Genomic DNA, 12,879 nt, shown 5'->3' with positions numbered 1-12,879 from the left:
TTGAAGCAGGTTATTTTTGATTGACTGATCAATCAATAAAAATCTTTCTCGATTTGATCTGGCGCAGATCTTTCCGTGAAAAATTGCTGCAACATATTCCAAATCTCAGGAGGTGCATCATGGCCGATGTCTTTGAGGGAACACCGACATCTTCGCTGCAGTCGAAATGGATCTGGTTCGTCGGCCTCGGCGTGCTGTTGCTCGTCTGCGGTCTGATCGCGCTCGGCAATCTGATGCTCGCCACCGTCGTCTCGGTCTACTATGTCGGCATGCTCATGCTGTTCGGCGGCGTGATCTATCTCGTCCATGCCTTCCAGGTGCGGGGCTGGGATCACGCGCTGTTCTGGGTGCTGAGCGGCCTGCTCTACCTGCTTGCCGGCATCTGCGCCTTCATCAATCCGATCCTCACCTCGGTGGCGCTGACTCTGTTTCTCTCTTTAACCCTCGTCATCGCCGGCGTCTTCCGCACCTGGGTCGGCATGCGCATGAAGCCCACCAAGGGTTGGCGCTGGATCGTCGCAAGCGGCGTCATCACCGCCCTTGCCGGTTTCGTCATTGCGCTTGGCTGGCCGGTGAACAGTCTCTGGATCCTCGGCCTGTTCCTGGCCGCCGACCTCATTATCCAGGGTTGGACGATGATTGCCTTCGGCCTCGGCATCCGCAGTGGGGCTGTGGAAAGTGATGCTCCGGCGTCGCTTTCCGACCGTTCTTTTTGACAAGGGGATGACAGGGGATTAGACTTTAAGGGTTAATGCCGGTCCAAAGACAGAGGACCGGCTACGTGCGAATGCACCAAGGCACCGGCTGGTATTGCCGAGAATGCTGAAAATGGTCATGCGTCCCCCAGAGGCAGGGTTCTGCCTGATCAGAAAAGGGAGGAAGTTCATGCCGATGGTCACCGTATCCATCTCTCCGCAACAGGCAGCGGGTATCCGCGCCGCCGTCGACAATGGCGGCTATGCCTCGAGCAGCGAGGTCGTCCGCGAAGCGCTGCGCCTGTGGGATACCGCCCGCAAGCTCAACGAATTCCGCGACGATGTCCTCGACGATGAGGGCGCTCCATCCGGCGGCAGATGCGTCGCCGACATGTTCGCCGATCACGAGGCGGAGCGCCGTCGTTCCGCCTGAGCAAGCATTTGATTGCATTTGAAAAATTGAATAAACGCGGAACGCGCGGCGAGTCTCTGCGCGTTTCATAAAACCTTCACACTGGCGAAAGAGTTCGTTGATCCTTCTGCGGCATGTTCCGGACGAAAAGAACAAGTCACAGTGGAGATCCGCCACAATGAAGACCGGCCACGTGAAGACCGACATGTCTTTGGTTGCTACCCTCGAGCCGGGTGTTCTGCGCCGCTACGCCAGCGATCAAATCATCACGCTTGCCAAGCTCGTGGTCGAGAACGCCTTCCAGCCGATCGTCGAGGCCGGCACCGGCACGGTCTTCGGTTATGAATCCCTGATGCGAGGCCAGGAACGCATCGGCTACGACACGCCGGTCGAACTCCTCGACGAGGCCCATCAGCTCGGCCAACTGCTGCAGCTCGAACAGATGCTCGCCAGCCGGGCGCTCGCCAAATTCGCCACGCTGTCGAATTTTGCGACCTCCACGCTGTTCCTTAATCTCGACGTCCGGTTGATCCCGCATGGCGAACGCCTGGTCGAGAACCTGCTGCAGCATCTGCGCAAGGCCAATATTCCGCCATCCTCAGTCTGCTTCGAATTCTCCGAACGTTTCGACAATACCAGCGTGCCGGAATTTTCCGCCCTGGTGTCCAGGCTGCGCAAGGCCGGTTTCAAGCTGGCGATCGACGATTTCGGCGTCGGTCACGGCGAGATGAAGCTGCTCTGCGACTATGCCGTCGATTACCTGAAGATCGATCGACATTTCGTCGCCGAGATCGACCGCAGCCCGCGCAAGCGCCATCTGTTGAAGAGCATCGTCAACATCGCCCATGTGCTCGGTACCCGTGTCATCGCCGAAGGGATCGAGACCGAGGCCGAATTCATCGCCTGCCGCGAATACGGCGTCGACCTCGTCCAGGGCTGGTTCATCTCCCGCCCGACGACGCATATATCGGAGCTGACGCCGTCATTCCCGCATCTGCAGGAGCTCGGCAAGAGCAAGCGGGGCAGCCAATCGCTCGACGAAATCCTCATCCGCAAGCAGATCGAACTGTTGCCGACGGTTTATGAGAACGACAGCATTGACAGCGTCTTCGAACTCTTCCGCCGCAATCCGCGCCAGGCCTTCTTTCCGGTTCTGAATGCCAATGACGAGCCGCGCGGCATCATCCACGAGCATCACCTCAAGGAATATATCTACCAGCCCTTCGGCCGCGATCTCCTGAAGAACAAGATGTATGAGCGCTCCATCTCGCATTTCGTCGAGATGGCGCCGATCGTCGGCCTCGATAGCGATGCCGAGCAGCTGATGGCGATCTTCGCCAATATGGAGGGCAGCAACTGCCTGATCCTGACCGACAATATGCGTTATGCCGGCGTCGTCTCCGCCGCCTCGCTGATCAAGGTCATCAACGAGAAGCAGTTGAAGACCGCCCAGGACCAGAACCCGCTGACCGGCCTGCCGGGCAATCGCGCCATCCGCGATTTCATGCGCCAGTCCGGCCGCGACGGCGATGAGGTCCGCCACTTCTGCTATTGCGACTTCGACAATTTCAAGCCGTTCAACGATGCCTACGGCTTCCATCTCGGCGACCACGCGATCTCGCTGTTTGCCGCGCTGATGCGCCGCTATTTCTTCGCCGAGCGCCATTTCCTCGGCCATGTCGGCGGCGACGATTTCTTTATCGGCGTCGTCGGCTGGACCGAGGAGGAGTTGAAGGAGATCCTCGACCGGCTGATCAGCGATTTCCACGACGATGTGCGCGATCTCTATTCCGACGAGGACCGGGCCGCCGGCCGCATCCTCGGTCACGACCGCACCGGCGCCGAAGCCCTGTTTCCGCTGATGCGCTGCTCGATCGGCGTTATCGAACTGCCGGAAGGCCTCGTCATCGACGATATCAACCGCGTCAGCGCCGAGATCGCCATCATCAAGTCGGCCGCCAAGGAAAGCGAGGAAGGGCTCGTCTTCCACCTCCTACAGCGCCGCGCGTCTTTCTAGACGCGCAAAGGACGCTGTAGCACTGATGCAGTGGCCGAGGCGAATTGACGCCCTTGCCACTTCCAGCCTTCCCAAGCCTCCGGGGCTGATCTATTCCGAACATTCGGGATCAGGAGGGCCGCGACATGTCACTGCCTCAGGAAATGCACTTCGTCGATCTGCCGTCCTTCGGCGGGCCGGAGGTGATGGTGATCGGCAAACGCCCGCTGCCGGTGCCTGGTGAAGGTGAGATTCTCGTGCGCGCCGAGGCCATCGGCGTAAACCGTCCGGATATCGCCCAGCGCCAGGGCAGCTATCCCCCGCCCAAGGGTGCGAGCCCGATCCTCGGCCTGGAACTTGCCGGCGAAATCGTCGCGATCGGCCCAGGCGTCACCGGCTACGCCGTGGGCGACAAGGTCTGCGGCCTTGCCAATGGCGGCGCCTACGCCGAATATTGCCTGCTGCCGGCAGGCCAGATCCTGCCCTTTCCCAAAGGCTATGACGCGGTCAAGGCGGCGGCTCTTCCCGAGACCTTCTTCACCGTCTGGGCCAATCTCTTCCAGATGGCCGGGCTGACGGAAGGCGAGAGCGTGCTGATCCATGGCGGCACGAGCGGCATCGGCACCACGGCGATCCAGCTTGCCCGCGCCTTCGGCGCCGAAGTCTACGCGACGGCAGGTTCGAAGGAGAAATGCGAGGCCTGCGAAAGGCTGGGCGCCAAACGCGCGATCAACTACCGGACCGAGGATTTCGCCGCGGTCATCAAGGCCGAGACCGGTGAGGGCGTCGACATCATCCTCGACATGATCGGTGCAGCCTATTTCGAGCGCAACCTCGCCTCGCTCGCCAGGGACGGTTGCCTGTCGATCATCGCCTTCCTCGGCGGTGCGATCGCCGAAAAGGTCAATCTCTCGCCGATCATGGTCAAGCGCCTGACGGTCACCGGTTCCACCATGCGCCCGCGCACGGCGGAGGAAAAACGCGCCATCCGCGACGATCTGCTCTCGGAGGTCTGGCCGCTGCTCGAAGCCGGCACCGTCGCCCCGGTCATCCACAAGGTCTTCGCCTTCGAAGAGGTCGTGGAGGCGCACCGCCTGATGGAGGACGGCAACCATATCGGCAAGATCGTGCTCACCGTCCGAGGTTAGTGGACAAGGCACAGCGTTCAATTGTGAAAAGGCGCCCCGAACCCGAGGCGCCTCTTTCAATTCCGGCGGTCTCTCAGCGTCATCGCCGCCGCAATCGCGACGATGCCGGGCAGCGCCATCAGCAGATAGAGCCAGTGGGCCGCCGAGATGCTGCCGGCAATACCGCCCGGATCGACGAGGCCGGCGCCATTGGCAATGACCCCTGAGAAGGCCGCGCCGAAAGCCCCGCCGAGCGAACTCATCGTCGGGATCGCCGAAGAGGCCTTGTCCTGCTCATTGTCGGCAACGAGCCTCAGGACCATGGCGACGAGATGCGCCCAGCCGAGACCGATGCCGAAGCCCATCATGAACATGCCGATTGCCGCCGGCACGATGAGGAGCAGGTGCCCTTCCGGATTGTCGCTGCCGAGGAAGACGGCGAGCAACGCGGTCGCCGCCGCCTCGATGAGAGCGCCGATGACGATCGCCGCATAGGCTCGGCCGCCGGTCAGCGAGCCGCTGAGGAAGGCCGCGAATGTCCAGCCGAGGGCGACCAGCGCCACCAGATAACCCGATAGGAGTGGCGTCACCCCATGCAGCGTCTGCAGGAAATAGGGAATGAAGACGTCGCTGACCAGCACGACCGTCAGGGCGAACATCGTCAGATAGACCCGTGCAATCGGCCGGGACAGGCTGACGGCGCCGGAGGGCAGCAACCGGCTCGCGCTTCGCCTCTCGATGAGAAACATGCCGGCGACGGCGGCGACCGCGGCGGCAATCAGCGTCGCTTTTGCGCCCGTCGTCTCGATCGCGCCGGCGGCGCTGACCATCAGCACGGCCGCCAGCAGCAGCCCGATCTGCGCAGCCGGCGTTTTCGCCTGCTCGCGATCGTCCTCGACTTCGGGCAACAGCCGCGGCGCCAGCGCCGCCATCAGCAGGCCGAGCGGCACAAGCACGATGAAGGCGTAGCGCCAGTGGCTGCCGGACGAAAAGAAACCGCCGAGCGTCGGTCCGATGACGGTCGCCACACCCCAGATCGCCGCATAGAGCGTCGAGGCCTTCGGCCAGAGCGGCTCGGGATAGACGAAGCGGATGAAGGCATAGCCGAGCGCGGCCAGTGCCCCGGTTCCCAGACCCTGGACGGCGCGTCCGGCCAGCACCACCGGCATCGAGGGGGCGGCTGCGGCAATCAGGCTGCCGACGCCGAAGACCAGTGCTGCGATCACATAGACGGAGCGAAGCCCGATCCCTCGCGGCCGCATGGCGACGAAGATCGAGCCGAGCACGGCAGCCGCCACGAACAGGCTGGTGACCCAGGAAAACAGCGCGAGCCCGCCGATATCGCGCACGATCGAAGGCGCGATCGTCGCCATGATGTAACTCTCGACGGCGTAAAGCATCACGCCGCCGGCCAGCATCAGCGTTGCCGGCAGGTGCTCTGGCAGGAACAGGCGAAAGACGGAGCTAGGATTCGAGAGAGCTGCGGTCTGGTCGATATTCGACATGGGAGAATCCCCGAGATTTTGACTGGCGAAGGATTATTTTCCAAGTTATAAATTGGAAAATTGCATGCCGTCTCAAATTAAACAAGACTTGACTTGGAAAAATATGCGCCAGTCCCCTGCCAACCGCATTCTGATCCTGATCAAGACCGACGGCCCGCAGCTCGCCGCGGCGATCGGCGATGCGCTCGGCATCTCAGGCGAGGCCGCTCGCCAGCAGCTTTCGAAGATGGCGGAGGAGGGGCTGGTGGAACCGGTCACAACAGCCGCCACCGGCAGGGGCCGGCCGCGCCAGCTCTGGCAGCTCACAGCGAGCGCCAATCGCCAGTTTCCCGATGGTCACGCCGAATTGACGGCAAACCTGCTCGGCACGCTGGTCGAACAGCTCGGACCCGCAGCCCTCGATACCGTCATCTCCGCCCGCGAGGCCGAGACGCTGCAGCGCTATCGGAAAGAGCTGGAGACTGCCGGCGACCTTGCTGCCCGCGTCGAGGGGCTTGCCGGCATCCGCACCCGCGAAGGCTATATGGCCGATCATTGGCAGGAGGCGGACGGCGCCTACATACTGGTCGAAAACCATTGCCCGATCTGCGCCGCCGCCACCGCCTGCGCCGGCTTCTGCCGCTCCGAACTCGAAACCTTCCGCACCGTCCTTGGCGCCGATGTCGAGCGCAGCGAACACATCCTCCTCGGCGCCCGCCGCTGCGCCTATCGCATCACGCCGCGTTGAGGCGGATTGTTCGGAACGTCGCACTTCATGCCGGCTGCCGCGCCTGACGCTTGCTGCTTTCGAGATAGAGCAGGGCTCCGATCGACGCCAGACCCGCGACCGCACCGACGAAAGCGGTGCCGGAATAATCGGTGATCGCGGTGCCGAAGGCGAAGAGGCCGGCGCTGATGCCAACCCCGATGAAGGTGTTCAGCGAGATCAGCGAGCTTCCGAGCCCCGGCCGATCGGCGATCAGGTCCTGCAGATAGGTGATTGGCACGCTGAGGATCGCTGCCACCCCGCAGGCATTGACCAGCAGCAGCGCATAGATGTGCCAGCGCGCGGACGCAAAGCCGAGCAGCGAGAGATAGACGCAGTAGATCAGCGCGCCGAGGCGAGCACATGCACAGTCCGGAAGCGGCGCTGCGCCAAGCCCCACATCACCATGAACGGCATTTCGAGAAAGGCCGTCAGCCCGGCCATGAAGCCGACATCGACTACGGTGCCGCCGGCCGCATGGGTGATGATCAGCGGCGAGAGCATGCCGTTCAGCCGCTGCAGCCCGAACAGCATCGACATGACGATGACCCGCGACAGCACATAAGGCTCAAAGATCCGCTTCAGCGACGCAAGGAAGCCGACATGATCGGGGGCAGGGCCGGCGGCGCCATTTCCGGGCGCGAAGAAGAAGTACAGGCAGAAGCAGGTGCAGCTTGCCAGCGCCGCGATCCCATAGGCCGGCGTCATCGACGGCGAACTGACGAGAGCAAGGCCGATCATCCCCGGCGCCAGCGCCCATGAGCCGGAATAGAGTGCCCGCACCGTCGCGGTGATCGCCGCACCCTGGCCGCGCTCCATCTGGTTGGTCCTGGCGCGCAGGCTGGCAAACAGCAGCGAATAGGTGGAGTTGCTCATCGGCACCAGCAGCAGCGTGGAGAAGATGAAGACTGCGGGACTGTGGACGATCGCGATCGACCCGAAGCCCAGCATGCCGGCGACGGAAAGCCCCAGCACCAGCGGCCGCCGCTCTTTCAGCCTGTCCGACCAGATGCCGAGCGTCAGGCTCGTCGTGACGTTGACGATCGCCGAGAAGAACACCAGCGCCGAATAGGCGCCGTTGCTCAAGCCCAGTTCATTGATCCCGATGATCGACTGGTAGGGCACGGTCGAGGCATAGGTGAAGGCGAGCGCGACGAGCGTCATGGTCGGGACGCGGATCCTGTTGTCGCGAAGGATCAATGAAAAAGTCGAGGGCATGGCGCGGTTCCTGATGCACCACTCTTAGCTGCATCTGAGATATCAGAGAAACGATAGTTTTCGATCATCTCCGTCAATTTTTGTGATGGATGTCCGCACGATGTGATCGCGTCCAAGCCCGCAACAGGGCTGAACGCCTACCTCAGAATTTCGCGACCAGATGTCTCGAGGCGTCCAAACTCGATGCCTGGGAGGGGCGCACTTCCGCTCCGATTCCCTCTATCGTTGCTGTACTGGCCACAAAGCTTACCCCACTCTCCGTCATCCTCGGCCTTGAGCCGAGGATCCATGCCCGCTACCGGTCGAGGCCAGCGTAGATCCTCGGGTCAAGCCCGAGGATGACGGAGGGTGCGGTGACGTCCAGCCACATATAGAGCCGGCACTATCAGCAGGCACCCGCCTAGCCATCTAAACCCGGGCAAAACGTCAACCCCGTTGGCTTTCGCCGCGTGACGCGTTATGGACTGCGCAACCCCGCCAGCATCCGGATAAAAGCTCATGTCCAATCCCGTCACTGTCGAAGTCACCCGCGGCCTGCTCGTCGAAAGCCGCCATCGCGGCGCGGTGGCGGTCGTTGATGGTGACGGCAAGCTTGTCCTTTCGCTGGGCGATATCGAGGCCGCCATCTTCCCGCGCTCGTCCTGCAAGGCGATGCAGGCGCTGCCGCTGGTCGAGAGTGGTGCTGCCGATGCCTATGGCTTCGGCGACAAGGAATTGGCGCTGGCCTGCGCCTCGCATAATGGCGAGGACGCGCATGTGGCGCTGGCCGCTTCGATGCTGTTGCGGGCCGGTCGCGATGCCGAGGCGCTGGAATGCGGCGCCCATTGGTCGATGAGTCAGAAGGTCCTGATCCATCAGGCCCGCACGCTCGATGCGCCGACCGCGCTGCACAACAATTGCTCGGGAAAACATGCGGGCTTTATCTGCGCCTGCTGCCATCAGAATATCGATCCGAAGGGCTATGTCGGTTACCAGCACCCGCTGCAGGTCGAGATCCGCGCGGCGATGGAAAGCCTGACCGGCGCCGTGCTCGGAGCGGAAAGCTGCGGCACCGATGGCTGCTCCATTCCGACCTATGCCGTGCCGCTGCGCAGCCTGGCCCACGGCTTTGCCAAAATGGCGACCGGCGGCGGCCTGGAGCCCTTGCGCGCCAGGGCATCCCGCCGGCTGATCGAAGCCTGCATGGCCGAGCCCTTCTATGTCGCCGGCTCCGGCCGCGCCTGCACGGAGCTGATGCAGATCGCCCCCGGCCGCATCTTCGTCAAAACCGGTGCCGAGGGTGTCTTCTGCGCCGCGATCCCGGAAAAGGGCATCGCGATTGCGCTCAAATGCGAGGACGGCACGACCCGTGCTGCCGAAGCCATGGTGGCGGCGACGCTCGCCCGCTTCTTCGAGACGGAGAGCGAGGTGCATGCGGGCCTGATGGCCCATGCCGCATTGCCGATGCGCAATTGGAACGGCATCCATGTCGGCGATATCAGTGTCACCTCCGCCTTGGCCGGATGAGCGTGGCTCTGCATATATAAGTTATTAGAAAAATAAGAATTACCTAATATAAAAGGGTACGTCCCGCGATCGCGGATGCACCCCTTCGCGGCGGCGTGAGCACAGTCCTGGAAGCCATGAGGGCAGGGCATGTTTGCAGGCCGCTATCTCTGGTGGATGCTGATGGGGATCGGCATCTTCCTATTCGCCGCGCTGAGCCTCGATTATATCACCTGGCTCACCATCCAGCTGTCCGGCTGCGGAGAAATGGCCGGCGCCTGCCAGCCGACCCTCCGGCTGATATCGGGCGTGCTCAAACCCGCCTGCATCTGGACCGCGATCGGCGTGCTCTTCGTCGCCACGCTGCTGCGTCTTCACAGGCTCTCGCTCCTCTGGTTCTGGGGGCCAATCGTCACCGTCTGGTTCGTCGCCTCCACGCCGATCCTTCTCTTCCTGGCCGCGGATGCGGCGGCTCTGACGCAGCCCGCCACCCTCGCCGCACTGCCCGTCGCCTTCCTGTTCCTGGCGGCTTTCGTCGTCTATCTCACGCTTGTGCTCGAGGATGGTGACACGCTGCCGCTTGCCGCCTCGGTGCCGTTGCGCCGCACAATCCGCCTGACGGCGGTCTACGGCGCGCTTGCTGGCGCAGCCTTCATGTCGGAGCTGTCGCGGATCGCCGGGACACTGCTCGACATGCCGGCGCTTGCCGTCGTCATCGCGCTGGCGCAGCCATATCTGCAGACCGTGCTCACCCTTGGAACCGGCAGCATGGCGCCGGCCTATGCCGTGCTGGCGGCCTTCATCGCGGCTCTTGCCGCCAGCCTGCTGCCGCATGCCACGGCGCGGCAACAACCCTCGCGCAGGGCCATCATGCTGCGGCGATCGCGCCGTTGAGATCGCGATAGGGTTTCAGCCGCTCTGCCGTCATCTCCATGGGCACGATCAGCCCTGCCACCTCGGAAATGCCGAGCACCGGGCAGGGCGAGACGAGGTCGAACTTCTCCTCGGTCAGCAGCACATGGGTTTCGGCCGCGCAGTGGGCGATATGCCGCTTGATCGCCGCTTCCTCGAAATCGCCGGTGGAAAGCCCGTGCACGGGGTGAGCGGCGGTGACGCCGAGGAAGAAAAGATCGGGGCGGAGCTGCGAGATTGCCGCCATCGCCGCCGCGCCGGTCGCGACCATCGAATGTTTGTAGAGCCGTCCGCCGGTGAGGATCACCTCGGCTGTGGGGTGGTGTTCCAGTTCGGCGGCAATCGTCGGGCTGTGGGTCGCCACCGTCAGCGGCATGTCGCGCGGCAAGTGCCTGGCGATCTCCGCCGTCGTCGTGCCGCCGTCGAGGAAGATCATCTGTCCCGGCCTGACCATCGCCGCCGCCGCGGCCCCCAGCCGCGCCTTGATCTGCGACGAGACGCTGCGCCGGGCAGTGAAGTCAGGCAGGTCAGGCGCCAGCGGCATCGCTCCGCCATGCACCCGTTTCAACAGACCTTCCGCCGCCATTTCCCGGAGATCGCGGCGAATCGTGTCCTCCGAAAGCGCGAAATCCTCGGCAACACGCTTGGCGATCACCTGTCCGTCACGGCGCAGGATATCGAGAATGAGGGTCTTGCGTTGCGTCGTCAGCATGGGCTCTCTGCACGAAGTTAAACATAATCACCCGATATTGCACGAAGTGACTCGACATTCAAGAAATATCGTGCATTTTCACGACATCCCGTGCATGAGGCCGGGAGTGCTCCTGCACAGGCGGGGCGAATGGAGTGGATCATGTTGATTTTGATTGCCGGGCCTTACCGGTCCGGAACGGGCGACGACCCGGAGAAGATGGCCGCCAACCTGAAGCGGCTGGAAGAACCCTCGCACGCACTGTTTGCAGCCGGCCACGTGCCGATGATCGGCGAATGGGTGGCCCTGCCGATCTGGCACGCTGCCGGCGGCCGATCGGTCGGCGACGCGCTCTACGAAGAAATCTTCCACCCGGTCGCCGGCCGGCTGCTGCAGCTCTGCGAGGGCGTGCTGCGCCTGCCCGGCGATTCCAAGGGGGCTGATAACGACGTGCGCATCGCCAGGGAGCGCGGCATCCCCGTCTGGCACCGGCTGGAGGATGTGCCGGGCTGCGGGTGAGGGTGGGCCTGGCTGCGTTAGCTGACAAGGCGAGTTGACGTGCAAAATCTGCCCCTCACCCTAACCTTACCGGGGTCGAGCCACTCGTCTCGCCCCATCCTTCGGACCCCCGTAAAAACGGGGCGAGGGGACGTGCCCTGCGAGAGGTGAGTGAGGAACCGCGAGGTTGCGGCTATCCCCCTTCGCCCCGCCCGCGGGGAGAAGGTGGCGGCAGCCGGATGAGGGGCGCGGCACGGCACACCGATCATGCCCTCACACTCGCACCCACCCTTGTCCCGATGGAGGATCAAAACCCAATCCCCCAGTTCCGGCGCACCCACCGCTACGCTATAACCCTCGCCGAAAGGGAGTCGAACATGCTGACACTGTATTACGCGCCGGGAACCTGTGCGCTCGCAAGCCTTATTGCCCTGGAAGAATCCGGCCTGGCCTTCGACGTAAAGAAGATCAGCCTGCGCGATGGCGAGCAGCGTTCGCCGGACTATTTGAAGATCAACCCGAAGGGCCGTGTGCCGGCACTTGTCACCGATCGCGGCGTGCTGACGGAAACGCCGGCGATCCTGGCTTATATCGCCCAGAGCGCCCCGGCCGCCAAGCTGGCGCCGCTTGGCGATGTCTTCGAATTGGCCAGGCTCCAGTCCTTCAACAGCTATATCTGCTCGACCGTGCATGTGAACCATGCCCATCGCCCGCGCGGCTCCCGCTGGGCCGACGAGCCGGCCGCCATCGAAGCGATGAAAGCGAAAGTGCCGCAAAACATGGCCGATTGCTTCACACTGATCGAGCAGACGATGTTCGAAGGCCCATGGGTGATGGGCGAGGCCTATTCGATCGCCGATCCCTATCTTTTCGTCATGACCGACTGGCTGCCGTCCGACGGCGTCGATCCCACCCGCTTCGAAAAGGCGAGCGACCATCACGCCCGCATGCTGCAGCGCCCCGCCGTCCAGCGGGCGCTGGCCTACGATCGGGCCTGATAGCGGGCAGCAAGCTTCTTCGGCACCCGGAACAGCCAGGCGCCGATCAGCCGCAACCGCAATTCCGCGTCGCCGATCATGGCGGCGCGCACCGGCAGATGCGGCCAGCCGACATAATGATCGGTTTGAAAATACACGTCGGGCGCCATCTCCAACAAGTGGTCCTTGTCGTCGAGCGAAATCGAGATGACGATCGTCTCGGCGTTCTTCACCGCCACAAAACTCTTGCCGCCGACCTTCAGCGCCGGATTGCCATAGGAGGTGCTCTCCTCGACATCAGGCAGCCCGGCTTCCGCCGTCAGCCGCTTCAGCCGTTCGAAGATCGCATCGACATCACCGGCCATGGTTCCGCCCTTTCTGCCGGGGCGAACCTACCACGTTTTCACGCGCATTTCGCCAGCGGCGGCTTGGCCTCTTTGGGAAAGCCCGCCTGTATCCCGAGCGGCAGATCGGCAATTTCGCGCATCGACATGCGTTCGACCTCGGGATGCCGCAACGGATCGTCCTTCCAGGCCGGGACAATGTCTGCCCTTCCGACGGCAAGGGCAGGTCTCAAGAAAAACTTCAGCAATGACATGGCAGGCCTCGCTTTCTTCG

The 12,879-nt window shown here is 63.1% G+C and carries 13 protein-coding genes and 1 pseudogene; 9 read left to right on the top strand and 5 right to left on the bottom strand.

The annotated features are described in order from the left end of the window. The first annotated feature begins 119 nt into the window (after positions 1 to 119). The 4 genes from EEQ99_RS11245 to EEQ99_RS11230 all read left to right on the top strand — a co-directional run bounded on the left by EEQ99_RS11245 (position 120) and on the right by EEQ99_RS11230 (position 4,251). Positions 120 to 716 carry an HdeD family acid-resistance protein gene (locus EEQ99_RS11245; protein WP_127430427.1) on the top strand — a complete coding sequence of 199 codons (597 nt, stop codon included), beginning with the start codon at positions 120 to 122 and terminating at the stop codon, positions 714 to 716. 169 nt (positions 717 to 885) lie between these two features. After that, on the top strand, positions 886 to 1,128 hold the full coding sequence (locus EEQ99_RS11240) for a ribbon-helix-helix domain-containing protein (RefSeq protein ID WP_047614177.1): 243 nt from the start codon (positions 886 to 888) through the stop codon (positions 1,126 to 1,128). A 157-nt stretch (positions 1,129 to 1,285) separates the two neighbouring features. After that, the gene (locus EEQ99_RS11235) at positions 1,286 to 3,124 is read left to right on the top strand and encodes a GGDEF domain-containing protein (RefSeq protein WP_127430426.1); all 1,839 of its coding nucleotides are present in this window, start codon (positions 1,286 to 1,288) and stop codon (positions 3,122 to 3,124) included. A 125-nt stretch (positions 3,125 to 3,249) separates the two neighbouring features. Further along, positions 3,250 to 4,251 (top strand): NAD(P)H-quinone oxidoreductase, encoded by a 1,002-nt coding sequence (locus EEQ99_RS11230; RefSeq protein WP_063476613.1) that lies wholly within the window; start codon positions 3,250 to 3,252, stop codon positions 4,249 to 4,251. A 56-nt stretch (positions 4,252 to 4,307) separates the two neighbouring features. Here the strand turns inward: EEQ99_RS11230 and EEQ99_RS11225 are convergent, their stop codons facing one another. After that, positions 4,308 to 5,735 (bottom strand): MFS transporter, encoded by a 1,428-nt coding sequence (locus EEQ99_RS11225; RefSeq protein WP_127430425.1) that lies wholly within the window; start codon positions 5,733 to 5,735, stop codon positions 4,308 to 4,310. A 103-nt stretch (positions 5,736 to 5,838) separates the two neighbouring features. On the opposite strand from EEQ99_RS11225, the gene EEQ99_RS11220 reads away from it, so the two are divergent. After that, positions 5,839 to 6,462, top strand: coding sequence for a helix-turn-helix transcriptional regulator (locus EEQ99_RS11220; protein ID WP_127430424.1), 624 nt, complete (start codon positions 5,839 to 5,841; stop codon positions 6,460 to 6,462). Positions 6,463 to 6,487: 25 nt separating this feature from the next. Here the strand turns inward: EEQ99_RS11220 and EEQ99_RS11215 are convergent. Then, a pseudogene (locus tag EEQ99_RS11215) lies at positions 6,488 to 7,698 on the bottom strand (MFS transporter). A gap of 498 nt (positions 7,699 to 8,196) precedes the next feature. Here EEQ99_RS11215 and EEQ99_RS11205 point away from each other — a divergent pair. Continuing rightward, a complete protein-coding gene (locus tag EEQ99_RS11205) occupies positions 8,197 to 9,204 on the top strand; it encodes an asparaginase (protein WP_127430423.1) in 1,008 nt (335 codons plus the stop codon). Between the two features lie 129 nt (positions 9,205 to 9,333). Continuing rightward, positions 9,334 to 10,077 carry a hypothetical protein gene (locus tag EEQ99_RS11200; protein ID WP_127430422.1) on the top strand — a complete coding sequence of 248 codons (744 nt, stop codon included), beginning with the start codon at positions 9,334 to 9,336 and terminating at the stop codon, positions 10,075 to 10,077. Here EEQ99_RS11200 and EEQ99_RS11195 read toward each other — a convergent pair. Continuing rightward, a complete protein-coding gene (locus EEQ99_RS11195; protein ID WP_048338321.1) occupies positions 10,052 to 10,807 on the bottom strand; it encodes a DeoR/GlpR family DNA-binding transcription regulator in 756 nt (251 codons plus the stop codon). The genes EEQ99_RS11200 and EEQ99_RS11195 overlap by 26 nt on opposite strands. Positions 10,808 to 10,948: 141 nt before the next feature. On the opposite strand from EEQ99_RS11195, the gene EEQ99_RS11190 reads away from it, so the two are divergent. Next, positions 10,949 to 11,305 (top strand): NUDIX hydrolase, encoded by a 357-nt coding sequence (locus tag EEQ99_RS11190; RefSeq protein ID WP_047614493.1) that lies wholly within the window; start codon positions 10,949 to 10,951, stop codon positions 11,303 to 11,305. 356 nt (positions 11,306 to 11,661) lie between these two features. Further along, entirely contained in the window at positions 11,662 to 12,282 is a 621-nt protein-coding gene (locus EEQ99_RS11185; protein WP_047614494.1) for a glutathione S-transferase family protein, read from the top strand. Here EEQ99_RS11185 and EEQ99_RS11180 read toward each other — a convergent pair. Together EEQ99_RS11180 and EEQ99_RS11175 are read right to left on the bottom strand one after the other, a co-directional pair. Continuing rightward, on the bottom strand, positions 12,267 to 12,626 hold the full coding sequence (locus tag EEQ99_RS11180) for an MmcQ/YjbR family DNA-binding protein (RefSeq protein WP_047614187.1): 360 nt from the start codon (positions 12,624 to 12,626) through the stop codon (positions 12,267 to 12,269). The genes EEQ99_RS11185 and EEQ99_RS11180 overlap by 16 nt on opposite strands. Before the next feature lie 38 nt (positions 12,627 to 12,664). Continuing rightward, complete coding sequence (locus EEQ99_RS11175) at positions 12,665 to 12,859, bottom strand: hypothetical protein (protein ID WP_047614189.1); 195 nt, start codon at positions 12,857 to 12,859, stop codon at positions 12,665 to 12,667. Between the last annotated feature and the right edge of the window lie 20 nt (positions 12,860 to 12,879).

This window comes from Rhizobium anhuiense (assembly GCF_003985145.1).
In the GTDB taxonomy this organism is placed as follows: domain Bacteria; phylum Pseudomonadota; class Alphaproteobacteria; order Rhizobiales; family Rhizobiaceae; genus Rhizobium; species Rhizobium anhuiense.
This window is presented reverse-complemented; position numbering and strand designations above follow the sequence as displayed.

Bases quoted from the DNA above. Each gene is read 5' to 3' on its own strand.
- EEQ99_RS11175 (WP_047614189.1), bottom strand. From the start codon at position 12,859: ATGTCATTGCTGAAGTTTTTCTTGAGACCTGCCCTTGCCGTCGGAAGG.
- EEQ99_RS11185 (WP_047614494.1), top strand. From the start codon at position 11,662: ATGCTGACACTGTATTACGCGCCGGGAACCTGTGCGCTCGCAAGCCTT.
- EEQ99_RS11180 (WP_047614187.1), bottom strand. From the start codon at position 12,626: ATGGCCGGTGATGTCGATGCGATCTTCGAACGGCTGAAGCGGCTGACG.
- EEQ99_RS11225 (WP_127430425.1), bottom strand. From the start codon at position 5,735: ATGTCGAATATCGACCAGACCGCAGCTCTCTCGAATCCTAGCTCCGTC.
- EEQ99_RS11245 (WP_127430427.1), top strand. From the start codon at position 120: ATGGCCGATGTCTTTGAGGGAACACCGACATCTTCGCTGCAGTCGAAA.
- EEQ99_RS11230 (WP_063476613.1), top strand. From the start codon at position 3,250: ATGTCACTGCCTCAGGAAATGCACTTCGTCGATCTGCCGTCCTTCGGC.
- EEQ99_RS11190 (WP_047614493.1), top strand. From the start codon at position 10,949: ATGTTGATTTTGATTGCCGGGCCTTACCGGTCCGGAACGGGCGACGAC.
- EEQ99_RS11240 (WP_047614177.1), top strand. From the start codon at position 886: ATGCCGATGGTCACCGTATCCATCTCTCCGCAACAGGCAGCGGGTATC.
- EEQ99_RS11220 (WP_127430424.1), top strand. From the start codon at position 5,839: ATGCGCCAGTCCCCTGCCAACCGCATTCTGATCCTGATCAAGACCGAC.
- EEQ99_RS11235 (WP_127430426.1), top strand. From the start codon at position 1,286: ATGAAGACCGGCCACGTGAAGACCGACATGTCTTTGGTTGCTACCCTC.
- EEQ99_RS11205 (WP_127430423.1), top strand. From the start codon at position 8,197: ATGTCCAATCCCGTCACTGTCGAAGTCACCCGCGGCCTGCTCGTCGAA.
- EEQ99_RS11200 (WP_127430422.1), top strand. From the start codon at position 9,334: ATGTTTGCAGGCCGCTATCTCTGGTGGATGCTGATGGGGATCGGCATC.
- EEQ99_RS11195 (WP_048338321.1), bottom strand. From the start codon at position 10,807: ATGCTGACGACGCAACGCAAGACCCTCATTCTCGATATCCTGCGCCGT.